The 20,485-nt window shown below is 67.5% G+C and carries 31 protein-coding genes, 1 tRNA gene and 1 pseudogene; 23 read left to right on the forward strand and 10 right to left on the reverse strand.

The genetic code is table 11. The annotated features are described in order from the left end of the window. The first annotated feature begins 7 nt into the window (after nt 1–7). From IWC96_RS14645 to IWC96_RS14700, 12 genes are all read left to right on the forward strand, one after another. Nucleotides 8–220 carry a hypothetical protein gene (locus IWC96_RS14645; RefSeq protein ID WP_196839196.1) on the forward strand — a complete coding sequence of 71 codons (213 nt, stop codon included), beginning with the start codon at nt 8–10 and terminating at the stop codon, nt 218–220. Beyond that, on the forward strand, nt 217–597 hold the full coding sequence (locus tag IWC96_RS14650; protein ID WP_196839197.1) for a hypothetical protein: 381 nt from the start codon (nt 217–219) through the stop codon (nt 595–597). The genes IWC96_RS14645 and IWC96_RS14650 overlap by 4 nt, the downstream gene beginning before the upstream one ends. Then, the gene (locus tag IWC96_RS14655) at nt 594–875 is read left to right on the forward strand and encodes a hypothetical protein (protein WP_196839198.1); all 282 of its coding nucleotides are present in this window, start codon (nt 594–596) and stop codon (nt 873–875) included. The genes IWC96_RS14650 and IWC96_RS14655 overlap by 4 nt, the downstream gene beginning before the upstream one ends. Before the next feature lie 4 nt (nt 876–879). Further along, nucleotides 880–1,191 carry a hypothetical protein gene (locus tag IWC96_RS14660; protein WP_196839199.1) on the forward strand — a complete coding sequence of 104 codons (312 nt, stop codon included), beginning with the start codon at nt 880–882 and terminating at the stop codon, nt 1,189–1,191. Further along, nucleotides 1,188–1,673 carry a hypothetical protein gene (locus IWC96_RS14665; RefSeq protein WP_196839200.1) on the forward strand — a complete coding sequence of 162 codons (486 nt, stop codon included), beginning with the start codon at nt 1,188–1,190 and terminating at the stop codon, nt 1,671–1,673. Before IWC96_RS14660 ends, IWC96_RS14665 begins: the two co-directional genes overlap by 4 nt. After that, entirely contained in the window at nt 1,666–1,872 is a 207-nt protein-coding gene (locus tag IWC96_RS14670; protein WP_196839201.1) for a hypothetical protein, read from the forward strand. Before IWC96_RS14665 ends, IWC96_RS14670 begins: the two co-directional genes overlap by 8 nt. Further along, nucleotides 1,872–2,642: a hypothetical protein gene (locus tag IWC96_RS14675; protein ID WP_196839202.1), complete on the forward strand. Its 771-nt coding sequence runs from the start codon at nt 1,872–1,874 to the stop codon at nt 2,640–2,642. Before IWC96_RS14670 ends, IWC96_RS14675 begins: the two co-directional genes overlap by 1 nt. 171 nt (nt 2,643–2,813) lie before the next feature. Next, nucleotides 2,814–3,155 carry a hypothetical protein gene (locus IWC96_RS14680; RefSeq protein WP_196839203.1) on the forward strand — a complete coding sequence of 114 codons (342 nt, stop codon included), beginning with the start codon at nt 2,814–2,816 and terminating at the stop codon, nt 3,153–3,155. 1 nt (nt 3,156) lies between these two features. Beyond that, nucleotides 3,157–3,474: a hypothetical protein gene (locus IWC96_RS14685; RefSeq protein ID WP_231379106.1), complete on the forward strand. Its 318-nt coding sequence runs from the start codon at nt 3,157–3,159 to the stop codon at nt 3,472–3,474. Nucleotides 3,475–3,738: 264 nt separating this feature from the next. Further along, complete coding sequence (locus tag IWC96_RS14690; RefSeq protein WP_196839205.1) at nt 3,739–4,062, forward strand: hypothetical protein; 324 nt, start codon at nt 3,739–3,741, stop codon at nt 4,060–4,062. Nucleotides 4,063–4,357: 295 nt separating this feature from the next. Continuing rightward, a complete protein-coding gene (locus tag IWC96_RS14695; RefSeq protein WP_196839206.1) occupies nt 4,358–4,750 on the forward strand; it encodes a helix-turn-helix domain-containing protein in 393 nt (130 codons plus the stop codon). A 34-nt stretch (nt 4,751–4,784) separates the two neighbouring features. Next, on the forward strand, nt 4,785–5,780 hold the full coding sequence (locus tag IWC96_RS14700) for a hypothetical protein (RefSeq protein WP_196839207.1): 996 nt from the start codon (nt 4,785–4,787) through the stop codon (nt 5,778–5,780). 100 nt (nt 5,781–5,880) lie between these two features. On the opposite strand, the gene IWC96_RS14705 is transcribed toward IWC96_RS14700, so the two are convergent. Both IWC96_RS14705 and IWC96_RS14710 read right to left on the reverse strand, forming a co-directional pair. Further along, nucleotides 5,881–5,955, reverse strand: a tRNA-Asn gene (locus IWC96_RS14705). A gap of 86 nt (nt 5,956–6,041) precedes the next feature. Continuing rightward, nucleotides 6,042–6,818 carry an Ig-like domain-containing protein gene (locus IWC96_RS14710; protein WP_021698296.1) on the reverse strand — a complete coding sequence of 259 codons (777 nt, stop codon included), beginning with the start codon at nt 6,816–6,818 and terminating at the stop codon, nt 6,042–6,044. A gap of 80 nt (nt 6,819–6,898) precedes the next feature. On the opposite strand from IWC96_RS14710, the gene IWC96_RS14715 reads away from it, so the two are divergent. Both IWC96_RS14715 and IWC96_RS14720 read left to right on the forward strand, forming a co-directional pair. Further along, nucleotides 6,899–7,504 (forward strand): TIGR00730 family Rossman fold protein, encoded by a 606-nt coding sequence (locus tag IWC96_RS14715; protein WP_196839208.1) that lies wholly within the window; start codon nt 6,899–6,901, stop codon nt 7,502–7,504. A gap of 130 nt (nt 7,505–7,634) precedes the next feature. Next, nucleotides 7,635–7,937: a hypothetical protein gene (locus IWC96_RS14720; RefSeq protein WP_021698298.1), complete on the forward strand. Its 303-nt coding sequence runs from the start codon at nt 7,635–7,637 to the stop codon at nt 7,935–7,937. 50 nt (nt 7,938–7,987) lie between these two features. On the opposite strand, the gene gltX is transcribed toward IWC96_RS14720, so the two are convergent. Beyond that, nucleotides 7,988–9,322, reverse strand: a complete 1,335-nt coding sequence (gene gltX, locus IWC96_RS14725) for a glutamate--tRNA ligase (RefSeq protein WP_021698299.1) — start codon at nt 9,320–9,322, stop codon at nt 7,988–7,990. Between the two features lie 116 nt (nt 9,323–9,438). Here gltX and IWC96_RS14730 point away from each other — a divergent pair, with 116 nt between their 5' ends. Together IWC96_RS14730 and IWC96_RS14735 are read left to right on the forward strand one after the other, a co-directional pair. Then, nucleotides 9,439–9,690: a type II toxin-antitoxin system VapB family antitoxin gene (locus tag IWC96_RS14730; protein WP_045319307.1), complete on the forward strand. Its 252-nt coding sequence runs from the start codon at nt 9,439–9,441 to the stop codon at nt 9,688–9,690. After that, nucleotides 9,687–10,073: a type II toxin-antitoxin system VapC family toxin gene (locus IWC96_RS14735; protein ID WP_021698301.1), complete on the forward strand. Its 387-nt coding sequence runs from the start codon at nt 9,687–9,689 to the stop codon at nt 10,071–10,073. Before IWC96_RS14730 ends, IWC96_RS14735 begins: the two co-directional genes overlap by 4 nt. 9 nt (nt 10,074–10,082) lie before the next feature. Here the strand turns inward: IWC96_RS14735 and IWC96_RS14740 are convergent, their stop codons facing one another. The 3 genes from IWC96_RS14740 to IWC96_RS14750 all read right to left on the reverse strand — a co-directional run bounded on the left by IWC96_RS14740 (nt 10,083) and on the right by IWC96_RS14750 (nt 11,949). Beyond that, nucleotides 10,083–10,931, reverse strand: coding sequence for an alpha/beta hydrolase (locus IWC96_RS14740; protein WP_021698302.1), 849 nt, complete (start codon nt 10,929–10,931; stop codon nt 10,083–10,085). A 1-nt stretch (nt 10,932) separates the two neighbouring features. Continuing rightward, nucleotides 10,933–11,346 (reverse strand): RNA polymerase-binding protein DksA, encoded by a 414-nt coding sequence (dksA, locus tag IWC96_RS14745; RefSeq protein WP_370541147.1) that lies wholly within the window; start codon nt 11,344–11,346, stop codon nt 10,933–10,935. A gap of 180 nt (nt 11,347–11,526) precedes the next feature. Next, nucleotides 11,527–11,949, reverse strand: coding sequence for a flagellar assembly protein FliX (locus IWC96_RS14750; RefSeq protein ID WP_021698304.1), 423 nt, complete (start codon nt 11,947–11,949; stop codon nt 11,527–11,529). Between the two features lie 193 nt (nt 11,950–12,142). Here IWC96_RS14750 and IWC96_RS14755 point away from each other — a divergent pair, with 193 nt between their 5' ends. From IWC96_RS14755 to IWC96_RS14770, 4 genes are all read left to right on the forward strand, one after another. Further along, the gene (locus tag IWC96_RS14755) at nt 12,143–13,252 is read left to right on the forward strand and encodes a flagellar basal body P-ring protein FlgI (RefSeq protein ID WP_021698305.1); all 1,110 of its coding nucleotides are present in this window, start codon (nt 12,143–12,145) and stop codon (nt 13,250–13,252) included. An 8-nt stretch (nt 13,253–13,260) separates the two neighbouring features. Further along, complete coding sequence (locus IWC96_RS14760) at nt 13,261–13,587, forward strand: rod-binding protein (RefSeq protein ID WP_231379107.1); 327 nt, start codon at nt 13,261–13,263, stop codon at nt 13,585–13,587. Beyond that, nucleotides 13,584–14,009 (forward strand): hypothetical protein, encoded by a 426-nt coding sequence (locus IWC96_RS14765; protein WP_021698307.1) that lies wholly within the window; start codon nt 13,584–13,586, stop codon nt 14,007–14,009. Before IWC96_RS14760 ends, IWC96_RS14765 begins: the two co-directional genes overlap by 4 nt. Nucleotides 14,010–14,073: 64 nt before the next feature. Beyond that, entirely contained in the window at nt 14,074–15,672 is a 1,599-nt protein-coding gene (locus tag IWC96_RS14770) for an EAL domain-containing protein (protein WP_196839209.1), read from the forward strand. On the opposite strand, the gene IWC96_RS14775 is transcribed toward IWC96_RS14770, so the two are convergent. From IWC96_RS14775 to IWC96_RS16130, 4 genes and pseudogenes are all read right to left on the reverse strand, one after another. Further along, on the reverse strand, nt 15,653–16,114 hold the full coding sequence (locus tag IWC96_RS14775; protein WP_148291540.1) for a hypothetical protein: 462 nt from the start codon (nt 16,112–16,114) through the stop codon (nt 15,653–15,655). The genes IWC96_RS14770 and IWC96_RS14775 overlap by 20 nt on opposite strands. Before the next feature lie 14 nt (nt 16,115–16,128). After that, a complete protein-coding gene (locus tag IWC96_RS14780) occupies nt 16,129–17,256 on the reverse strand; it encodes an ATP-binding cassette domain-containing protein (protein ID WP_255552795.1) in 1,128 nt (375 codons plus the stop codon). 175 nt (nt 17,257–17,431) lie between these two features. Beyond that, nucleotides 17,432–17,752 (reverse strand): annotated as a pseudogene (locus IWC96_RS16275) (ATP-binding cassette domain-containing protein); the annotation flags it as partial. Next, on the reverse strand, nt 17,718–17,849 hold the full coding sequence (locus tag IWC96_RS16130) for a hypothetical protein (RefSeq protein WP_255552796.1): 132 nt from the start codon (nt 17,847–17,849) through the stop codon (nt 17,718–17,720). The pseudogene IWC96_RS16275 and the gene IWC96_RS16130, both read right to left, overlap by 35 nt. Nucleotides 17,850–17,895: 46 nt before the next feature. Between IWC96_RS16130 and chrA the strand changes: the two genes are divergently transcribed. The 3 genes from chrA to IWC96_RS14795 all read left to right on the forward strand — a co-directional run bounded on the left by chrA (nt 17,896) and on the right by IWC96_RS14795 (nt 20,452). Beyond that, a complete protein-coding gene (gene chrA, locus IWC96_RS14785; RefSeq protein WP_021698313.1) occupies nt 17,896–19,203 on the forward strand; it encodes a chromate efflux transporter in 1,308 nt (435 codons plus the stop codon). A gap of 32 nt (nt 19,204–19,235) precedes the next feature. After that, the gene (locus IWC96_RS14790) at nt 19,236–19,742 is read left to right on the forward strand and encodes a group III truncated hemoglobin (RefSeq protein ID WP_021698314.1); all 507 of its coding nucleotides are present in this window, start codon (nt 19,236–19,238) and stop codon (nt 19,740–19,742) included. Between the two features lie 116 nt (nt 19,743–19,858). Next, a complete protein-coding gene (locus tag IWC96_RS14795; RefSeq protein ID WP_196839210.1) occupies nt 19,859–20,452 on the forward strand; it encodes a LysM domain-containing protein in 594 nt (197 codons plus the stop codon). Nucleotides 20,453–20,485: the final 33 nt, after the last annotated feature.

Consider the following 20,485-nt stretch of genomic DNA (forward strand, 5'->3'; position numbering starts at 1 on the left):
ACACCCGATGAGCAAGGTCGACACCCGCATCAAGGCCGGGACGGTCCTTCAGGAGCGCCTAAAGTCCGAAGGCAATCATCTGGGCGCCGAGACAGTCGCCAACCTGATCCGCTCGCTCAGGGCCTCACGCCAACTGAACAGCGTGCTGCATGCCGACCTCCAAGAGACCCGCCGGCGCGCAGGACTTCCCGCCTTCTCCATCCAGGGACGCCCGAAATGACCCCCACCGACACCAATAAGCCGTGGACCGCTGGGGAGTGGACGCGGGAGGGTGACTTCTTCGAACATGTCCGCGTCGAGTTCGAAGGCTCCGGCCACTACATCACCGTGGCCTCGCCAGACCGCGACTACCCGATTGCCTTCGTGATCGGAACGCCGGGCCATTGTTGGAACGACGACGCCGAACAGGAAGCCAACGCCAACCTCCTTCTCGCAGCCCCGGATATGGCCGAGGCTTTGGCGGCGACACGGGCGCTTGTCGCTGAGGCCGCGATGGTCGGCTTCAACCACGAAGACGGCGACTGGTGCGAACGCCTGTTCAAAAACCAAGGCGTGATCACAGCCGCCCTCCAGAAAGCGCGTGGAGGGGAGTCATGAGCGAGTTTCACGGACGCTTGGCATCCATGCTCTCCAAGGAAGCGTCTGACGCCGGGAAGGCAACCGACCGGCCAGAGCGCATGGGCGACATGATCGAGGCCTTGGCGCGAGGTTTGGGCTTCACTGTGGCCATTGCGGCGAACGGCGACCCCGAAGCCATCGAAACCATGATCGCTGCCGCCGAGAAATACGCGCTGGAGGAAGCGGCCAGCAAGGCTGACTTCGCGCGGTTCATGGCGCTCGCCCGACGCCCCGTTGGAGGCCAATCCCGTGACTGATCGCATGACCCAATCCCTCCATGAACTGAAAGAGGCGGCTGAGGCTGCGGAAACCGATTTCGACCGGGTTCAAATCAGCGTCGGCGGTGGAATGCGCGCGACGAAAACTGTCCCCGCCTACATCGCCATCGCCAACCCCGCCACGATCAAGGCCCTCATAGCCGATTATGAGCGGGTGCGGGGGGCTTTGGAGACGATTGCGGAGGGGCACGATGTGGGCCGTCATGATGGCCTGCCGGAAGACGGTCCTGCGCATGACGCCGACACAATGTTCGCTCTCGCCCGCCAAGCTCTTACCCAAGGAGAATCCGCATGAGTGGGGTTCATTCGCCCGATGGGCTCATACCCAGCGAGACTGAGGCGAGCGCCGGTTCTATCTGGGCAGCATTCGAGGCAGACGTGCTGGCCTACGACCCGTTCGCTGGCGACTTCGGCGGGTCCGACGATCAGCCGTTCGTCGATAAGATGGTGACAGCGCGCAAGCCTCACCCCGAGTGCCATTGCTGTGCAGGCCCGATCCAGATGGGCGAGCGCCACCGCTACAAGTGCGACAAGTATGACGGCGAGTTGATGTCATGGCGCTGGTGCTGGGCCTGCTGTGTGGCGATGGCGAGATCGTGGCTGCCGTGGACGAACCATGACGCCGCTCCCCCTTATCAGGAGATCGAGGATCGGTTTGGCCAGCGCCTCCGCTCGACGTCCATCCCCGCCGCTTCCGAAGGCTCGGTAGGCACGCAGGCCGACAGGCCGAAGTCTCAAAATCCTCAACCCAATAGCCGGAGACAGGCTGATGACTGACGCAATGACTTTCTCTCTGCCGTTCTGGTCGATCCCTTTGGCGATGACCGTCGTGTTCTGGACTGCCGCGATCTGCTGGCCGCTACCGCCCGGCGGCGGTTCCTACGACTTCGGAACGCCCATCCGCGCCGCCCTTCATCTCACGCTCGCTTTGATCGCCACGCTAGTCGTGTGGCTAGTCTTTTTCATGGTGTTCTGATGACCACCCCCAACACCCCGCTAACGGCGGATGACGTGAAGCTGCTGAGGAAGGGGGACTGGCTGCTGCTTGGTGACCGCCCCCTTCGTGTCGCCCGCATGGGCGCCACTGGATGGGTTCACGTTCAGCTAAAAGAATCCGAAACCGCCCTTCTGAACGCGCTCGCATTTTCATTCCTCGGCCGCCCCGACCAATCCGGCTGGATACCCACTGACGGAAGCGGAAAGAACCCGGCTCCGGGGCTGAGGGTGGATGTGCGGGCGAAGCACTGCCGCTGGGATCGGGTCAGCCTTTCGGATGATCTCGAATGGTCCCACGGCATGCTGCACGGAACCGCCGAGTCCGAAAGTGCAATCACCCACTGGCGTCCCCACGTCCCCGCCCCTGCTGGTGAGGGCCTTCAATCGCGTGAAGTGATGCTGGCCGATCTTGAAGCCCCTCCCCAACCCAAGGGGGAAGTGGCCGCACACTTGCGAGGCTTGGCGCCGTTTGATCGGGCCATGCACAAACTGACCTACAGCACGACGCCACCGATCCGCTCGACGCGCCTCGACTATGACGAGGCCAAGGCGATCCTATCCGCCCTCACAGCATCCCAGGCACGAGAAGCGCGGGCGGTGGAGGCTTTGAGACGGGCGAGCAAGCTCCGCGAAGACTACTCGCGGTTGGCGACGGGCGACGGTGATGCCGAGAAGGTCTTGTTCGCCGTTGACGCCCAAGTCGACGCCGCCCTCACCGAGTTCATAGACAATGGAGAAGACGGTGGATGATCTGCACTGGATAGACGCCTTGGCGCTCGCATTTATCGTCGCCGGTTACGCCTTCTTCATCTCGACTGCGCGAGTCGCCATTCGGCCATACGCCCCGAAGCATTGGCGAGCGCGCGGCCTCCGAATGTCAGTTCGGAACGGGAAAATCCGCCTCCATCAAAGGAAAAACCAATGAGCAATGATAGCGTAGTGGTGCCGAGAGAGCCGACCGAGGCGATGTTGAACGCTGGCCAGAGGAAGTTGGGGGACACCGCTGCGTCCGTCTGGTCAGCCATGCTCTCCGCAGCCCCCCAGGCCGCCGATCTGAGAGAGAGGGTGGCCAAGGTTCAGGCCGCGCTTGCCCGTGTCCTTCCGGTCGTCTGCGTCGATACTCCCGACTATGCCGAGATGACATTCGGGGAGTCGCGCTCACAGGCGATGACGGTCGAGCCTGACACGTTCCTCGCGCTGAACGATCTGCCTGCGCTCCTCGCCCTTCTCCAGCCCTCCCCTGTGGAGCAGAAGGATGGGTGATATGCCCCCTCGCGCCGAAGGACTGCACGGCCTCGGCCTGAACGATGACGGGATCACTGTCGGCAAGGTTCCCGTGCGAGGAACTGGCCTCCGCGTCGGAATGCAGGGCGGCGGCGTGGCGCTCATCATGTCGCCCGCCAAGGCCCGCCGTGTAGCGAAGGACTGGCGCAGACCCGAAGCGGTCGCGGCTGAACTGGACTGGATTGCCGACGCCCTCGAAGAAGCCGCCGACGAGATCGACGCGACTCCGCACGATGAGCAGATGCGGATGGTCGATCAGGCGTGGGCGACGATTGCAGCGAAAGGAACCGCGCAATGACCCCCTCCCCCATAGAACAGGCAGCGCGGGTGTTCTACGAGGCCCGCCGCAAAGCCACTGGTCTGGATATTCACGGGGCCGTCGAGGTCCGATGGGATGATCTGCCCGAACAGATGAAGTCCGACTATCGGGCCGGGATGTCTGCCCTCCATGAAGCCGGGATGCTGGTGGATAAGCAGGCATTCGGAGGCGCTTGGAGTAGTGCGGGCTGCGTGGAAGCAGCCGGATGGCGGCCCTTCCCCCTCCCCACAGAGGATAGATCAGATGGATGATTTAGCTCATTTTCCTGCGGAAAATACCCAGCGAGCGACGGGGCTGCTGGTGAATACTCACCCCAGCGTTTCCATGGGCGTGTATTTCGGCCCTCTACGTCTAACTTGGAACTGCATTCATCCGGTGCGCGGGAAGTGGAGCCGCCGCCTGATCTGGGCGCCCTACCTCTGGCGAGACTGGTCGATCTCTTGGCCGACACTCCGCAAGCTGCGGTATGCGCGGAAGCTGACACAGGATGATGCCTCGCGCTCGATGGGTATGAGCGAAGCGAATGAACAAAAAATCCAGCACACACAAGGAGGCGGGAGAGGATGAGTAGCTGTTGCCGCCAACTGCTTTCCGAAGGGCTGGACCTGTGCGTTCGGGCGCGAAAGCTTGATGCCCAGCAGCGAACGAACGACCTGCTGGTGCACAGCCCAGACGTCGATCTTGAGCGGTTCACGATGCGAGCGGCGATCACAGACCCCGACCGGCCTTACATGACGCGATCTGGCACAATTCCGCTGTGGATTCAGGACCAGTACGAGAAAGACCTTGCCGATTGGGAACGCCGATCACGGCACCATCTGACGCAAGGATGCCCCACCACCCCACCAGGGGAGAAAGAGCCGTGAAACTCGCCGACCTGCCAGCCAGGCTGACCACCACCGAGGTCTGCGCGCTCGGCAGGATCAGCACGCGCACGTTCCAGAAGCGGCGGAAGTCGGGCGTTTACCGGATCCAGCCCTGTGACCGTGGCGCCGAGAACCTGTGGGCCCGCGCCGATGTGGTGCGCGTCCTGAACCTGAGCGATGATGACCCCGCCGGCGCGACCGCACCGCCGGAACCGAAATGGAGCGTTGACCCCGATGCCCTCCGTGAAGCTCGATCTCGGCGCCTACGTCGTCGTGAAGCCGCATCTGACGCAGCCCCCCCGAAAGGACGGGACGCGCCGCGTGCTGTTTCAGGTGCCCGCCAGCCTCCGACCCTCCGGCTGGTTGCCGTCGATCCCGCTTCCTCTTGACGGGCGCCGCGGTGATCTGACGGATGCGGACGAGGTGGCGCGGATCAAGCGCGACGCCAAGGCCCTGCACGAACGGCTGCTGGTCCAACGCGGCGGTGAGCCGGAAGGACCGCAGACCCGCAGTTTCGCGACCCTGATCAAGACATGGCGCCGGACGCAGGGGTTCAAGAAGCTGAAACCCCGGACCCAGCGCGGCTACGATTTTCTCGTCGGCTACATCGAGGACTGGTCCGAGGCGACCGGCCATCCCGACCCGACGAAGCTGACCAAGCCAGACATCGAGGCGTTCCTGGAGACGTTCGACGACCGGCCCACATCGCGGCGCCTGCTGAAGGTGGTGCTCAAGATGGTGATGGATCAGGCCGTCGATCTGGGCTGGCGGACGGACAACCCCGTCGAGCGCATACGCATGGGCCAGCCGAAGTCCCGGGTGTCGATCTGGGAGGCGGCGGATGTCGAGGCCTATGCATGGGCGGCCATCGCGGTCGGTCAGCCGGACATGGCGGCGATGATCCTGATGCAGTGGGAGATCGGCCAGCGCCTGACCGATGCCTACCTTTTCCAGATAGGGGCCGATTTCCTGCCCGTGGAGGGCGAGTTCCGGTTCGAACAGTCCAAGACGGCTGAAAAGGTCGCCATACCCGTCAGCGACCGCCTCAGGGCCGTTCTCGCCCACGTCTCGACGCCGGGCAAACTCTACCTGTTCCACGACGCCCGCACCGGCCGTCCCTGGGCCAGGCTGATCGGCAACCGGCTGGAAGCTGACGACACCGCCGCGTCCAAGGCGTTCGCTCTGGTGCGCGACATGGCTCTGACCGTCGACGGCGCCCGGTCTCTGAAACTGAAATGGCTGCGTCACAGCTGCGTGGTCCAGCTGGCGCGCGCCGGGTGTACGGTTCCCGAGATCGCCAGCATCACCGGCCACAGCATCGCCAGCGTGGAGCAAATCCTGCAGCGCTACCTGCCGCGCGACAGCACCGTGGCCCGCAATGCGCAGGTCAAGCGCGGGCTGATCCAGAACGCCGGGTGAACACCATGTTGGACGGTCGGCTTGGACGGGTGTTGGACGGTCGCGGAATGTTCCCGGTGTGCCCGCCCCCTCAAACCGTTGACCGGCAAGGGACAGGCGATGGCTCCGCGGGTAGGATTCGAACCTACGACCAGCCGATTAACAGTCGGCTGCTCTACCACTGAGCTACCGCGGACCAGTTCGCTCGGGAGGCGCGGCTATAGCAGCGTGTTCGCCGGCGATGCAAGCCGGGCGACGGCGGAAAATGACGCAACGTCGGCGTCAGCCGTCGTCGTCTCCCGCATTCAGTATCCAGCTGCTCTGGAAGCCCCCGCCCGGCGTGGGCCAGTCGATGCGCGTGGCGACGGCCGAACCGCTCGTCCCCAGCGCCTCCGGCGGCGCGGTCAGGGTCAGCACCACGTCCTGAATCCGTTCACCGGCCTCGACGCGAAAGCGGCGCGGTCCAGGCGGGACCGAAGCGAACCGCGCCACATAGCGGCCCGTCTGATCCACGGTCACGGCCTGGGCCGGTCGGTCGTCCAGGCTGACGCGGACCGGTTCGCCCGGCAGCGCCGCGCCTGAGACGAGGACGGCCGAGCCGTCATAATCGACGCCCGACAACAGGCCCGCGTGGTTCAGGGGCGTCACTACGGCGCCAGGCGCCAGCACCGCGGCCACCGCATCCGGCCCCCGCGTGATGGCGAGCCACTCGCCCGCCCGGGCCTGGCTGCCCCGGCTCTGGATCTCCGCATGATACAGGCTGACCTCAGCGGGCGTTGCCAGGCGAAGACTGAAGACGCCGTCGTCGCCCGCGGTGGCGGCCACCGAAACCCCGGCCGTGTCCGTCAGCACGATCCGGTCGCCAGGCGCGGCGGCGCCGGTCAGGGTCACGCCGTTGGGTCCGAAGACCGCCGTCTCGAGCCGCGCGGGCGCAGCCCAGCTGGTCTGCAGCTCGCCCGGCTCCCGCGTGTCGGCCTCCGGTTGGTCACCACAGGCGGCCAGAAGGATCAGGGCCGCGGCGCCGGCGCCGGCCCTGCACCCGGCAATCAGTCGTTTCATCCGCGCGTTCCCGCCTGTATGGCTTCCGGTCCCAAAATCGCAACCGCGTTCTTCCTGTCGCCGCAATCGCCGAGACGTCAATGCCCGAAGGCCCCCTGCCCCACGATCTGAAGCCCATCCGTTCGGTCTGCCTGTTCTGCGGTTCGTCGGATCGCGCCGATCCGGAGTACGTCGTCTGGGCGCAGGATCTGGGCAAGGCGATGGCCGCTGAAGGCATCCGTCTGGTCTACGGCGGAGGCGGCGTGGGCCTGATGGGGGCGGCGGCGCGGGCGGCGCACGAGGCCGGCGGCGAGGTGCTGGGGATCATGCCCCTGTTCCTGCGCAGCCGCGAGCGGCTGTTCGAGGAGGTGGAGACCTTGGTGGTGCCCTCCATGCACCAGCGCAAGCAGCTGATGTACGATGAGTCCGACGCCTTCGTGGTGGCGCCGGGCGGGGTCGGGACCCTCGAGGAGGTGGTGGAGATCCTGTCGTGGAAGCGGCTGGACCTGCACGACAAGCCGGTGATCTTCCTGAACCAGAGCGGATTCTGGGAAAGCCTGTTCGCCCTGATGCGCCATACGGTGGACGAGGGCATGACCCCGGCCCTGTTCCTGGAAGCCTGGGAGGTCTGCGACACGGTGGACGAGGTGATAGCGGTGCTGAAGCACGCGCATGAGGCGCCTCGATTGCGCCATGATCGTCGATAACTTATCAACGATCATGATTGCGGTCCATGTGGGTTGCGATTGACAACTCGCCTTGACAGTTTCGATTAAAGACTGACACATGGCGCCGTGGGGCGATCAAGCGCGCCCCGACATCATCGGAGACCTCCCCATGCGTGCTCTCATCGCCATCGCCGTCCTGGCCCTCGCCGTTCCCGCGGCGGCTCAAACGCCCGCCACCAGCCTGACCCTGGCCGACGCCGCGTCGGCGCCCTCGGGCCGCGTCATCATCGACGGCGCCAGCTGGTCGTGCGACGAAACCGGCGCCTGCGAGGCGCGCGGCGGAACGAACCAGCCCGCCGACCGCGCCTGCCGTCGCGTGGTGGCGCGCCTCGGCGCCGTCACCGCCTTCTCGTGGAAGGGCCAGGCCCTGAACGAACAGGAAATCGCCGCCTGCAACGCCTCGGCGGGCTGATCAGACCTGCCGCTCGTCCTGGCCACGCGCCGGGATGAGCGGGTTCTGGCCTAGGCCGTCTCGCCCTTCAGCCGCCGCACGATGCGGTCACGATCGATCAGGGGCAGCAGGGCGGCCATGTCGGGACCGTGCTCCATGCCGGTCACGACCTGACGCAGGGGCATGAACAGGGCCTTGCCCTTGGCCCCCGTCGCCTCCTTCACCGCACCGGTCCAGGCGCTCCAGCTGTCGGCGCCGATCTCGGCCGGGAGAACCTCCAGCGCCGCCGCCGCGAAGGCCGGGTCGGCGATGACCGGCGTGACCGGGCCGTTCACGAGCCGGGCGTAGTCCTTCACATCGGCGAATTTGCCCAGGTTCGGGCGCACCGCGTCCCAGAACCCCTCCCCCAGATCACAGTCCATGGCGACCAGCCGCGCCCGCGCGTCGTCATAGGCGATGCCGTGCAGGGACTGGGCGTTCAGCCGATCCAGGTCGGCGGTGTCGTAGCGCGCCGGCGAGCGGCCCATCTTGGAGAAGGCGAAGGACTGGCCCAGCGCCTCGACCGAATCCGCCACCTCCAGCGGATCGGACGTGCCGATGCGGCCCAGGTGGCTGGTGATGGCGATGGGCTCATAACCCTGGTCGCGCATGTCGGCGATGGACAGGGAGCCCAGCCGCTTGGACAGGGCCGCCCCGTCCGCGCCCACCAGCAGCGGCATGTGGGCGAAGCCCGGCGCGTCGGCGCCCAGCGCCTCGAAGATCTCGATCTGGGCGCCGGTGTTGGTGACATGGTCCTCGCCCCGGATCACGTGGGTGATCTTCATGTCGATGTCATCGACCACCGACGGCAGGGTGTAGAGGAACAGGCCGTCCTCGCGGATCAGCACCGGGTCGGACATGGAGGCGGTGTCCACCTCGGCGTGGCCGCGGGCCAGATCCTCCCAGGCCACGCGCCTGCCCTCCAGCTTGAAGCGCCAGTGCGGCCGACGGCCCTCGGCCTCCAGCTTGGCCCTGTCCTCGTCGGTCAGCTCCAGGGCGGCGCGGTCGTAGATGGGCGGCAGGCCACGCGACAGCTGCACCTTGCGGCGGCGGTCCAGCTCGTCCGACGTTTCGTAGCAGGGGTACAGACGCCCGGCCGTCTTGAGCCGCGCGGCGGCCTCTTCGTAGCGGTCGAAGCGCTGCGACTGGTTGTAGCGTTCGTCCCAGGTCAGGCCGAGCCATTGCAGGTCGGTCTCGATGCCGGTCTCGAATTCCTTGGTGGAGCGCTCCAGGTCGGTGTCGTCGATGCGCAGCACGAAGGCGCCGCCCTGCCCCTTGGCGAACAGCCAGTTGACCAGGGCGGTGCGCACGTTGCCAACGTGCAGGCGTCCCGTGGGGGACGGCGCGAAACGAACCTTGACGGACATGGGATTCAGACCTTGCAGAGAAGGCGCACAGGTCGGTCAGCGGGGGGCGGAAGTCAAGGCGAGCGTTGGCGGCGCCATTTGCCGGAGCGACCCAATCATGATAACTTCAATCCATCATGAACGCGCCCGTCCAGATCAGGAAGCCTGCCGTGGCTGAAGGCTTGCGCCTAATCGCCAAGGCGGAAGGCAAATCCATCACGGATTTGGTGGAAGAAATGCTGGCTGCGCATCAGGCCAGAAGAGATGACGAGCGTGAACGCCGGCTGGCCGCCATCCGCAGGATTCAGGCTGAGGTTCGTCAACTCCCGCGCATCGGGCCCGATCTGACGGACGATGATCTTTATGATGAGGACGGGTTGCCCCGATGATCGTGACGGACGCTTCGGCGTTGGTCGCGATCCTGCTCGAAGAAGACGAAGCGACGGTTTTTGCCGAGGTGTTGGCCGACCATAACGCCCTGCTCTCTCCCGTGGGATACTGGGAAGCCTGTGTCCGGATGCGCAACATCTACGGGGACGAGGGCGTCAGACGCCTCGATCTGTTGCTTCAGTCCTCGGGAGTTCGGATGGAACCCATTACAGCTTCGACGACTCGCCTTGCGAGCGAAGCAGAGAGACGTTTCGGCAAGCGAACGTCCGCAAGGCTCAATCTGGGTGACTGTTTCGCTTATGCCTTGGCGCATGAAAGAAGCGCCCCGCTACTCTATAAGGGCGATGACTTCTCGGAAACCGACGTCGTGTCGGCGCTCTAAGACTAAGCGTTACTCCGGCGATTCCCGCCCGAACAGCCACAGCATGCCCGCCCGGTAAGCGTCCGGGGCGTTGGCGGCGTGGGTGCCGCCCTCGATGCGGACCGGGTGCAGACGCCACGGGCGCACAGACTGGTTCTCCCAGTGCGCGATCCACTGAACGGCCTCGGCCTGCAGGTCGGGACGGTCGCGCGTGCCGCTGGTCACCACCACGCCGAGATCGGCGCGCGTCGCTTCGGCGGCGGGCTCCAGCAGGGACTCGATCCCGGGCGTGATGGAGGGATTGCTGGCGATGCGGCCCCAGAACAGGTCGGGGTCCGTGACGGCGGAATAGAGCACGAAGGCGCCGCCGCGCGACTGGCCGAACAGCACGCGGCGCTGCGGATCCGAGCGGTAATTCGCCTCGATGCGCGGGAGCAGCTCGGCCTTCAGGAAGCGCTGGAACGCCTCGGCCCCCGCCTGTTCGACGCCCTCACCGGGAGACTGAAAGTCGATGTTGCGCCGGTTCACCGACGCATCGAACCCGCCGTAGGCGATGCCCACCACCAGCGCCTCGGGCAGTCGCTCGTCATAGTGCAGGAACAGATGGTTGGCCGCCAGGATGGGGAACAGGGAATCCCCGTCGGTCAGATAGACGGTCGGATAGACCACGTCCGCCGCCGGGTCGTAGCCCTCGGGATAGCGGACATAGATGTGATAGGGCCGCCCGGTCGCGTCGGAGTCGATGCGGAAATAGTCGCCGCGCAGGGCGGGCAGGTGATCCAGCGGCGTGACGCCGTTCGGCGTCTGGGCGCGCACGGAAGCGCCCGTCAGCGAGAGGATCAGAACAACCAGGACAGCGGTCAGCCCCGGCGCGCGCATGTCAGTCGTCCCGGTGGACGCGCTCGCGGCGCTCGTGACGCTCCTGGGCCTCGACGCTCAGGGTCGCGGTGGGGCGGGCTTCCAGACGACCGAGGCCGATGGGCTCGCCCGTTTCCTCGCAATAGCCGTAGGAGCCGTCCTCGATCCGGCGCAGGGCCTCGTCGATCTTGGAGATCAGCTTGCGCTGGCGGTCGCGGGTGCGCAGCTCCAGCGCCCGGTCCGATTCCGAAGACGCCCGATCCACCAGATCCGGGTGGTTCTCGGTCTCGGCCTTCAGGTTCACCACAGTGCCCTTGGACTCGCGAAGGATATCGTCCTTCCAATCCATCAGCTTCTGTTTGAAATAGGCCAGCTGCCGTTCATTCATGAACGGCTCGTCGTCAGATGGCCGATACGCCGACTGTCCGGCTGTCATGGTCGCGGTTGCGGTCATCACAAACTCACGCTCGCTCCGAGCGCCCCCCTGCGAAGCGAGTGGACGTATATGGCCCGCGACGAGTCGCCGCAACGGGGTTCTCGCATCCGTGATGGAAAATTCATCAAGCGGGCGAAGTTCACCGCCTCATCAGGGAAATCCCTGAATATTGACAGTATTTCAGGCGCTCCGGCGCATGTCCGCCTTGGCCAGCTCCACCGCCGCGCGCAGATCGATCTGGTCCAGCACCGCATCAAGACCCGGATCGGCGCTGTCGGGACGCTCCTCGCGCACCGCGCGGGCGAGAGTGTTCAGCACGCCCACGCCGTCCTGCCCGGCCAGCATCACCAGCTTCAGCTCGTCCAGCCGGTCCAGCAGTCCGCCGCCCCGGCGCATTGCCCTGCGACGACGCTCGGTGGCGTCCTCGACCCCCTGCAGCGCCATCAGGGCCGAAACTCCGGCGACGCCCCCGGCCGCTGATGCGGCGGATGCGGCGCCGGCGCCGGACGCGCCGCCGGACGGCAGGCTGAACCCGCCGCCGGAGCTGCGGGACGGGCGGCTGGACGGGGTCGAGGTCGTGCCCGAGGGACCGGTGACCTTCATGGACAAGCGCTCCTGAACCTGGCGCGGAATAACACGAGGGCACCATCGGAGCATTCGGGTCACCGTTTGGTTAACGGCCCGGCAGCATTTGCCCGGCGGGTGAAAGTTCCGCCTCACCGCTCTCTGTTTTTGCTACATTTTTTGGTGGCACGCATCTGGCATCGCGCCTGCCGAACAGTATTGGAATTCACCCATGCGTCTGATCGTCCGCATCGCCGCCCTAGCCCTCGCCGCCGTGGCTGTCGGCTGGAGCGCGCCCGTCCTGGCCCAGTCCCGCATCAAGGACATCGCCTCGGTCGAGGGCGTGCGCACCAACCAGCTGGTGGGCTACGGCCTGGTGGTGGGCCTGAACGGCACCGGCGACTCCCTGCGCAACTCGCCCATGACCCGTCAGTCGCTGGAGGCGATGATGGAGCGGCTGGGCGTCAACATCCGCGACGCCAACGCCAACACCAAGAACATCGCGGCGGTCATGGTCACCGCCGATCTGCCGTCCTTCGCCACGGCGGGCTCGCGCATCGACATCAACGTCTCGGCCATGGGCGACGCCAAGAGCCTGCTGGGCGGCACCCTGCTGGTCACCAGCCTGCAAGGCGCCGACGGCCAGGTCTATGCGGTGGCGCAAGGCACGGTGCAGACCGGTTCAGTGTCCGCCGGAGGCGCATCGGGCTCATCGGTCACGCGTGGCGTGCCCACCTCGGGCCGCATCGCAGGCGGCGCCAGCGTCGAACTGGAGACCGGCTTCTCCCTGGCGTCCATGAGCGAGCTGCGGCTGAACCTGCGCAACCCGGACTTCACCACCGCCCAGCGCGTGGCCCAGGCCATCAACCTGGCCTATCCGGGTACGGCCTTCGCCGACAACGGCGCGGTCATCACCCTGCGGCCGCCGCCCCAGCTGGGCGCCGCCGGCTTCATCAGCCGCATCGAGAATCTGCCGGTGACCGTGGACAGCCCCGCCCGGGTCATCATCGACGAGGTCAACGGTGTGATCGTCATGGGCGACGCGGTGCGCGTCTCCACCGTGGCCATCGCCCAGGGCAACCTGACCGTCTCCATCCAGGAGCGCCCCTTCGCCAGCCAGCCCGAGCCGTTCTCCGATGGCGAGACGGTGGTCCTGCCCGATTCCGAAGTGACCATCGAGGAGGAGCGTGGCCGCCAGATGCGCATCATCGGCGGCGACACCTCCCTGTCCACCCTGGTCAACGGGCTGAATGCCCTGGGGGTCAGCCCCCGCGACATGATCTCCATCCTGCAGGCCATCCGCGCGGCGGGCGCCCTGCAGGCCGAAATCGAGGTGATGTGATGACCCCCATGGCTCCCTCCGTCGACATGCTGCGCGGCGCCCCCTCGCTGGCGGCCCTGTCCGGCGCCGACGAAGCCCGCATCCGCCAGACGGCCCAGGATTTCGAGGCCACCTTCCTGGCCCAGATGCTGCGGCCCATGTTCGAGGGCCTGTCCACCGAGGCGCCCTTCGGCGGGGGCCACGCGGAAGAAACCTGGCGCGGCTTCATGATCGACGAGATGGGCAAGCAGATCAGCCGCTCAGGCGGCATCGGCCTGGCCGATCAGGTCATGGCAGAGATGATCCGCATGCAGTCCGGACAATCCACCGTCCCCAGCGAAGGAGACGCCGCATGACCCCGGCCGAACACGCCACCCACCTGACCGCCCTGACCGAACGCCTGACCGCGCGCCTGACCGAGGAGACCCGCTGCTTCGAGGCCCGCCGTCCGCAGGACGTGGCCGCCGGGGTCGCCGAGACCCAGGAGATGGCCAACCTCTATCGCCGCGAGACGGCGCGGGTGAAAGCGGATCGCCGCCTGCTGGAGGACCTGCCCACCGCCGAGCGCGACACCCTGATCGCCGCGACCCAGGCCTTCGAGGCGGTTCTGGCGCGCCACAACCGGGCGCTGGAAGCCGCCAAGACCATTACCGAAGGTCTGGTGCAGGCCATCGCCCAGGAAGTCGCCGCCGCGCGGGCCCAGGGCGCGGGCTATGGCGCGGGCGGCAGGGCGGCGGGCGTGGACGGCCGCGCCGTGACCCTGAACAAGACGGCGTGACGCTTGAGGTGCGTTAACTGACTGCATTGGCGGGAAATTTACATCTTTCAGCGATATCGGTCCGATGTCGCTGACCCGCAGCCTCCTTGGCATGGCCTTCGCATCCGCCGACCTGTTGATGGAGGTCGATGGCGCGGGACGCATCGTGCTGGCCCTGGGCGCCCCGCCGAACGGAGCCGACACCGAATCTCTTCAAGGCCAGTTGCTGGCGGACCTTGTCGCCCCGGGCTCGCGCAACACGGTCTCAGAGGCGCTCGGACGGCGTGCGGCCGGGCGGGAAACCGTTGCGGTTCAGGTTCACTGGGGAGCAGCGAAGGTCCGCGAGGCCGAGCTCAAGATTTTCGGTCTGCCCGAGCTGGCGCCGCGCCTGTCCTGCGCCCTGACCTATCGGGGCAAGCCTGCGGCCATGGCGGCCCTGGAAACGGGCGCACCGCCACCGGCTCTTGCAGACGGCGAAGGCCTGATGCGCCTGGTTCAATCCGCCATGGAAGGCCTCACTGTTCAGCAACGCAGCGTCCTGTCATTCACTTTCGTGGATCTTCCCGGGGTTGAGGGATACACGACAGGCCCGAAGGGCGAGGCGTTGATGGACGCCCTGTCCAGGTTGCTTCAGTCCGCTTCGTGGAACGGCGCCAGCGCCGCCCGGCTCAGCGACGAGCGCTACGCCCTGCTGAGTCAGCCCCCGGGAATCGATCAGTTGAACGGCGACCTGGAACGGCTGATGGAGCGACATGGCGCCGAGGTTGCGCCGAAAACCGTCTCCGCGCCCGTGCCCCACACGCCTGATCCTCTTCCCACGCTGCGGGCGCTGCGCATGGCGCTGGATGGCTTCCTCAGCAAGGGCGTCGACGGCGAGCCGCAGATGACTTTCGCCGCGGCCCTGATGCGAACCATGAAGGACGGCGAACGCCTGAGAACCATCATCGCCGAGCGCGCCTTTGATCTGCACTATCAGCCCATTGTGGACTTGGAGACAGGCGCCGTACACCACTTCGAGGCCCTGATCCGGTTCACCGAAGGAGCCAGCCCCGCCGGCGCCATCCGAATGGCCGAGGAGCTGGCCATGGTGACGGACCTGGATAAAGCCGTGGCCGACAAGGCTGTGCGCAAGCTGAACAGTCCGGGCTTCGGTCTCACCCGGATCGCCGTGAACGTATCCGCCGCCTCGCTGGCATCTGATGACTATGTTGACCGGCTGCTGGCCATGACGGGCGACCGTCCCGATGTGCGCAAGCGGCTGATGGTCGAGGTCACCGAAACCGCCGCGCTCAATGATCTGGCGGCGGCCGACCGGCGCCTCGCGCGTCTCCGCGAGACCGGGATTCAGATCTGCATCGACGATTTCGGTGCGGGCAGCGCATCCTTCGATTATCTGCGCTCCTTGTCGGTTGACATCGTGAAGATCGATGGGGCTTTCGTGAAGACCCTCGCGGACGGCGGAAAGGACAACACCGTGGTTCGCCATCTGGTGGAACTTTGCCGGGCGCTGGAGATCGACACCATCGGCGAGATGGTGGAGACCGAGCAGGTCGCCGACGCGCTTCGAGCTCTGGGTGTGAATTTCGCCCAGGGCTATCTCTATGGACGGCCCGAAAAGGAGCCGCGCACGCGCGTGGCGGCTGCGCCCGCCAGACGTCAGGGCGTCACGGAAGGCTGGGGCTAGCCGGCCCGTTTCGTCGTGGCCGCGGCCGGGGCCGCAGGGGTTCGGCCAGCAGGGCGCAGGCCAGGGACGAGATCGCGCCGATCAACATGATCCCGGCCACGTCCGCGCCGTCAGGCCGGCTGGTCGGATAGCCGGTGTTCAGGAAAACCAGATTGACCGCGCTGGTCGTGGCGCCCAGCAGAACCGCGACGGCGACCCAGAGCCTGCCGGCCCTCAGGCGCGGCGACGTCAGGGCCGCGCCCACGCCGGTCGTGACCGCAGGCAGAAATCCGGCCAGATACCCCAGCAGGGCGGCGTATATCGGCGTGGTCAGATAGGCGGCGCGCCAGGGCTCCGACGGCGAGGTCAGCACCTCCACGATCCACAGGAGCCCGAACACGAATCCGCCGATCAGCGGTCCCGCCCCTGCGAAGATCAGCACCACACCGAGGGCGCGCGCCATGAACTCCCGATCCTTCATGGCGGCAGAGAAGACGCCCCGACTCGGGCGCCGGGCAACGCCACGGTGCGGGTTATCCCCACATGTTCCAGGAAGACCGTATCGTGGCTGACCACCGCCAGGGCGCCGTCATAGGTGTTCAGCGCCGCCTCCACCGCCGCGACCGAGTCCAGATCCAGATGGTTGGTGGGCTCGTCGAGAACCAGCAGCTGCGGCGGCCGGGCGCCGGTCATGACGCAGGCCAGGGCCGCGCGGAGGCGCTCCCCGCCTGACAGGGTTCCGGCGACGCGCCGGGCCTCCACATTGCGGAACAGAAACCGGGCCAGGGCGGCGTGGGCGCCGTTGGGCGATCCTTCCGGGTTCAGGCGCAGCCAGGCCGCGATCACGGTTTCATCGGGTTTCAGAAGGGCCGCGTCCTGATCCAGCAGGGCGGCGCGAACCGGGCGGCGCACAATGCCCGATGTCGGTTCCAGCAAACCCGCCATCATCTTCAACACCGTCGTCTTGCCGGCGCCGTTCGGCCCTGTGATCGCGACCCGTTCGGGCCCGGTGAGGCGCAGCGAGACGGGGCCGAGGACTTTCCCCTCCCCCTCACTGTCCCCCGCAACGGGAAAGGCGAAACGGACCTCCTCCACCTCAAGCACGGTCTTGCCGGACGCCAGGCCGGTGGATGGCATTGGGATGGACAGCAGGCGCACCCGCTCGACCCGCTCGCGGGCCGCCGTCAGATCGGCCTCGGCCTGGGCGGATTGTCGGGCGGCGAGGCGGCTGTTCCGGGCGGCCGAGGTCTCGGCGCTCTCGGCCCGCATGCCCAGCAGGATCTTCGGCATGTCGCCCTTCATGCCCTTGCGGCGACCGGCCCGGTCGCGGCGGGCCTGCGTTTCTGCGCGGCGCCGGGCGTCGGCCGCCGCGCGGGCGGCGTCGGTTTCTGCGGCGGCGAGAGTGCGCTCGGCCGCCGCGCGCTCGGCGGCCTTTCGGTCGGCGTAGAGGTCCCAGTTCCCGCCATAGGTGGCCGCGCCCAGGCCGGACAGTTCGACGATGCGATCCACCCGGCCCAGCAGGTCGCGGTCATGGCTGACCACCACCGCGCCGCCCTCCCACCGCTCCAGCACCCCGGCGATCAGGGCTCGGCCCTCGGCGTCCATGTGGTTGGTGGGCTCGTCCAGTAGAATCAGGTCGGGCCGGGCCAGCAGGAGGCCCGCCAGACGCAGGCGGGTCTGTTCGCCGCCGCTGAGGCGGCGCCGTCCCGCGGTTCAGGTCAATGCCGGAAAGGCCGACCTGGGTCAGGGCGTCGTTCAGCCGATCGTCCAGCGTCCAGTCCGCCTCGCCAAGATCCGTGACCGAGCCCTCGCCCGCCAGCACCCGCCGCAGCACGGTCAGCGAATGCGCGACGCCCAGGGTCTCGGCGACGGACTCCCCCGGCGCCGGGTCATGCCTCTGGTCCAGCACGCCGATGATCCCAGTGCGCGACACCGCGCCCTCGGCGGGCGGCTGCGTTCCGGCGATCAGGCGCAGCAGCGTGGACTTGCCCACGCCGTTGCGGCCCACCAGACCGGTGCGCTCATGGCCGAAGGCCAGGGTCAGATTGTCGAAGAGGGGGGTTCCGTCAGGCGTTCGGGCGGCGACGCTGTCGAGCGTCACGAATGCGGACGGGGACGGGTTTGGGGCGAAGTGCGACATAGCCGATGAGCAGCGAAAGGGCGGAAAGGGCGAAACCGATTTCCAGCGCGCTGATCATGGTCGTGTCTCCTTCTGAAGCTCGAAGATTGGAATATAGGTACGAAATGTCCGGTTCGCCAAGTCAGGTTCCGCTTCACGACCTCGTCAGGGCGTTCGGCCGCGTCGGGCTGATCAGCTTCGGCGGGCCCGCGGGCCAGATCGCCCTGATGCACCGGGTGGTGGTCGACGAGCGCAAATGGCTGGACGAGGCCCAGTATCTGCGGGCGCTGAACTTCTGCACCCTGCTGCCGGGGCCCGAGGCGCAGCAGCTGGCCACCTATGTGGGCTGGCGCCTGCACGGGGTGGCCGGGGGACTGATCGCGGGCGGCCTGTTCGTGCTGCCGGGCGCGGCGGTGATCCTGGGCCTGTCGATCCTGTACGCCTATGCGGCGGACCTGACCTGGGTGCAGGGCGCGTTCTTCGGCATCAAGGCGGCGGTGCTGGCCATCATCCTGCAGGCGCTTGTCCGCCTCGCCCGGCGAGCGCTGGACACGGGGCTCAAGCGCGGACTGGCGCTCGCGGCGTTCGGCCTGCTGTTCCTGTTCAACGCTCCCTTCCCCGCCGTGATCCTCGGCGCGGCCCTGATCGGAGCCCTGTTCGCGGCGGCGCCGGTCACCGAGCCGACGCCGGACGCGGAGCCCCGGCCGCGAAAGCGCGACATGGCGTGGCGGACCGGGCGCGCCGTCGCCGTCTGGGGCGCGGTGTGGGCCGCGCCGGCTCTGGCGATCCTGCTGGTGCTGGGTCCGGACCATGTGCTGATGGACATCGCCGCCTTCTTCTCGAAGCTGGCGGTGGTGACCTTCGGCGGCGCCTATGCGGTGCTGGCCTATATGGCGCAGGAGGCGGTGCAGACCCACGGCTGGCTGGACGCGGGCCAGATGGCCGACGGCCTCGGCCTGGCCGAGACCACGCCCGGCCCCCTGATTCTGGTGACCCAGTTCGTGGGCTTTCTGGCGGCGTTCCGCTTTCCCGAGCCGTTCACGCCCCTGATTGCCGGGATCCTCGGCGCCGGCCTGGCCACCTGGATGACCTTCGCCCCCTGCTTCCTGTGGATCTTCGCCCTGGCGCCCTGGATCGAACGGCTGGAGCACGCGCGGCGGCTGCAAGCGGCCCTGTCCGGGGTGACGGCGGCGGTGGTCGGGGTGATCGCCAACCTGGGCCTGTGGTTCGCCCTGCATGTGCTGTTTGACCAGACGCGGCGGGTCCAGACCGGGCCGCTGGACCTGACCCTGCCGCTGCTGGCGGGCTTCCAGCCCGTGGCCCTGATCCTGGCCGCCGTCGCCGCCGTCGCCCTGATCCGCTTCAGGCTGGGGATCATGACCGTGCTGGCCGGCGCGGTCGCGGCGGGCGTGGCGCTGCAAGCGGTCGCATAGCGCGGACCCCGCCCCGCCCCTATCTTCCCTCCATGACCACCCGTCCCGTCCAGACCGAAGCCGAACACCGTGCCCGGCGCGAGGCCGCCACCGCGCGGCTGCGGGCCGAGACCGGCATCGACGAGGCCATGATCGATGCGCTGGTGGAGGGCTTCTATGGCCGGGTGCGCGATGACGCCCTGATCGGGCCGATCTTTGCGGCGCGGGTGGAGGACTGGGGCCCGCACCTGCATCAGATGAAGCTGTTCTGGTCGTCGGTGGCGCTATCCACCGGCGTCTATCAGGGGCGGCCGATGCCCAAACACCTGCCCCTGCCCATCGACGCCCGCCATTTCGACCGCTGGCTGGAGCTGTTCCGGGAGACCGCCCGCGACCTGTGTCCGCCCGCCGCCGCAGCCCACTTCATTGAACGGGCCGAGCGGATCGCCCAGAGCCTTGAGCTGGGCGTGGCCTCGACCAACGGGGTGATCGTGGGACCGGGCGAGCGCTATGTGATGGCCACCCGGGCCTGGACGCCGGACGACGGCGGACGCTTTTGACTGGGGACAAAAACACCGCCTCTTGGCGCCGTTAACCTTTCCGCCCCAAAATGGCGCCCTTCGCGGGATTGGATGCCGCATACGATTCTGATCAGATTTGAAAGACGAGGGCGGGGATGACCGGCTGGACGATTCTGGCGCGCAGGGCGCTGATCATTGCTGGTGCGGCGGCGACACTGGCGGCCTGCGCCTCCTATCCGTCGGAGCCCCGCTATCCGACCCGGCCCACCACCGGCGCCCCGGAGCGACAGTCCCCCTGGGGTGAGCCCGTGCCCAACACGCCCGCGCCCCAGCCCCAGCCCGACGTCGCCCCCTATGAGCCGACGCCCGCGCCCTATGAACCCATTGAGGCCCAGCCTCTGCCGCCCACGGGCCAGCCGCAGCCGCAGCCCGATTACCTGCCGGACCAGCGGCCCGGCGACCTGCCGACGCCCCCCGCACAGCCCGGCCCCATCGGCCCCGGCGCCACCTATATAATCCAGCCGGGCGACACCATTTCGGGCGTCGCGCGCCGCTTCCAGGCGCCGGTCCAGACCCTGATCGACCTGAACGGCCTGGCGCCTCGCGCCGACATTTCGGCCGGGCGCGGGCTGGTCCTGCCTGACACCGCGGTGGACACCGGCCCCGATCCCTACGCCACCGGCCCGTCGCCCCGGGGCGTGCTGGTGCCCGACAACGGCACGCCCCGGGGCGACGGGCCGGTGGCGTAGGGATCGGGGCCGGTGTCCACCGCGGTGTCAGGC

The organism is Brevundimonas sp. BAL450 (genome assembly GCF_015767455.1).
Taxonomy (GTDB): Bacteria; Pseudomonadota; Alphaproteobacteria; order Caulobacterales; family Caulobacteraceae; genus Brevundimonas; species Brevundimonas abyssalis.

Excerpts from the sequence above, each read along its gene's own strand:
- IWC96_RS14645 (WP_196839196.1), top strand. The coding sequence starts at position 8 with ATGAGCAAGGTCGACACCCGCATCAAGGCCGGGACGGTCCTTCAGGAG.
- IWC96_RS14650 (WP_196839197.1), top strand. The coding sequence starts at position 217 with ATGACCCCCACCGACACCAATAAGCCGTGGACCGCTGGGGAGTGGACG.
- IWC96_RS14655 (WP_196839198.1), top strand. The coding sequence starts at position 594 with ATGAGCGAGTTTCACGGACGCTTGGCATCCATGCTCTCCAAGGAAGCG.
- IWC96_RS14660 (WP_196839199.1), top strand. The coding sequence starts at position 880 with ATGACCCAATCCCTCCATGAACTGAAAGAGGCGGCTGAGGCTGCGGAA.
- IWC96_RS14665 (WP_196839200.1), top strand. The coding sequence starts at position 1,188 with ATGAGTGGGGTTCATTCGCCCGATGGGCTCATACCCAGCGAGACTGAG.
- IWC96_RS14670 (WP_196839201.1), top strand. The coding sequence starts at position 1,666 with ATGACTGACGCAATGACTTTCTCTCTGCCGTTCTGGTCGATCCCTTTG.
- IWC96_RS14675 (WP_196839202.1), top strand. The coding sequence starts at position 1,872 with ATGACCACCCCCAACACCCCGCTAACGGCGGATGACGTGAAGCTGCTG.
- IWC96_RS14680 (WP_196839203.1), top strand. The coding sequence starts at position 2,814 with ATGAGCAATGATAGCGTAGTGGTGCCGAGAGAGCCGACCGAGGCGATG.
- IWC96_RS14685 (WP_231379106.1), top strand. The coding sequence starts at position 3,157 with ATGCCCCCTCGCGCCGAAGGACTGCACGGCCTCGGCCTGAACGATGAC.
- IWC96_RS14690 (WP_196839205.1), top strand. The coding sequence starts at position 3,739 with ATGGATGATTTAGCTCATTTTCCTGCGGAAAATACCCAGCGAGCGACG.
- IWC96_RS14710 (WP_021698296.1), bottom strand. The coding sequence starts at position 6,818 with ATGAAACGACTGATTGCCGGGTGCAGGGCCGGCGCCGGCGCCGCGGCC.
- IWC96_RS14715 (WP_196839208.1), top strand. The coding sequence starts at position 6,899 with ATGCCCGAAGGCCCCCTGCCCCACGATCTGAAGCCCATCCGTTCGGTC.
- IWC96_RS14720 (WP_021698298.1), top strand. The coding sequence starts at position 7,635 with ATGCGTGCTCTCATCGCCATCGCCGTCCTGGCCCTCGCCGTTCCCGCG.
- gltX (WP_021698299.1), bottom strand. The coding sequence starts at position 9,322 with ATGTCCGTCAAGGTTCGTTTCGCGCCGTCCCCCACGGGACGCCTGCAC.
- IWC96_RS14730 (WP_045319307.1), top strand. The coding sequence starts at position 9,439 with ATGAACGCGCCCGTCCAGATCAGGAAGCCTGCCGTGGCTGAAGGCTTG.
- IWC96_RS14735 (WP_021698301.1), top strand. The coding sequence starts at position 9,687 with ATGATCGTGACGGACGCTTCGGCGTTGGTCGCGATCCTGCTCGAAGAA.
- IWC96_RS14740 (WP_021698302.1), bottom strand. The coding sequence starts at position 10,931 with ATGCGCGCGCCGGGGCTGACCGCTGTCCTGGTTGTTCTGATCCTCTCG.
- dksA (WP_370541147.1), bottom strand. The coding sequence starts at position 11,346 with ATGACAGCCGGACAGTCGGCGTATCGGCCATCTGACGACGAGCCGTTC.
- IWC96_RS14750 (WP_021698304.1), bottom strand. The coding sequence starts at position 11,949 with ATGAAGGTCACCGGTCCCTCGGGCACGACCTCGACCCCGTCCAGCCGC.
- IWC96_RS14755 (WP_021698305.1), top strand. The coding sequence starts at position 12,143 with ATGCGTCTGATCGTCCGCATCGCCGCCCTAGCCCTCGCCGCCGTGGCT.
- IWC96_RS14760 (WP_231379107.1), top strand. The coding sequence starts at position 13,261 with ATGGCTCCCTCCGTCGACATGCTGCGCGGCGCCCCCTCGCTGGCGGCC.
- IWC96_RS14765 (WP_021698307.1), top strand. The coding sequence starts at position 13,584 with ATGACCCCGGCCGAACACGCCACCCACCTGACCGCCCTGACCGAACGC.
- IWC96_RS14770 (WP_196839209.1), top strand. The coding sequence starts at position 14,074 with ATGTCGCTGACCCGCAGCCTCCTTGGCATGGCCTTCGCATCCGCCGAC.
- IWC96_RS14775 (WP_148291540.1), bottom strand. The coding sequence starts at position 16,114 with ATGGCGCGCGCCCTCGGTGTGGTGCTGATCTTCGCAGGGGCGGGACCG.
- IWC96_RS14780 (WP_255552795.1), bottom strand. The coding sequence starts at position 17,256 with ATGGACGCCGAGGGCCGAGCCCTGATCGCCGGGGTGCTGGAGCGGTGG.
- IWC96_RS16130 (WP_255552796.1), bottom strand. The coding sequence starts at position 17,849 with ATGATCAGCGCGCTGGAAATCGGTTTCGCCCTTTCCGCCCTTTCGCTG.
- chrA (WP_021698313.1), top strand. The coding sequence starts at position 17,896 with ATGTCCGGTTCGCCAAGTCAGGTTCCGCTTCACGACCTCGTCAGGGCG.
- IWC96_RS14790 (WP_021698314.1), top strand. The coding sequence starts at position 19,236 with ATGACCACCCGTCCCGTCCAGACCGAAGCCGAACACCGTGCCCGGCGC.
- IWC96_RS14795 (WP_196839210.1), top strand. The coding sequence starts at position 19,859 with ATGACCGGCTGGACGATTCTGGCGCGCAGGGCGCTGATCATTGCTGGT.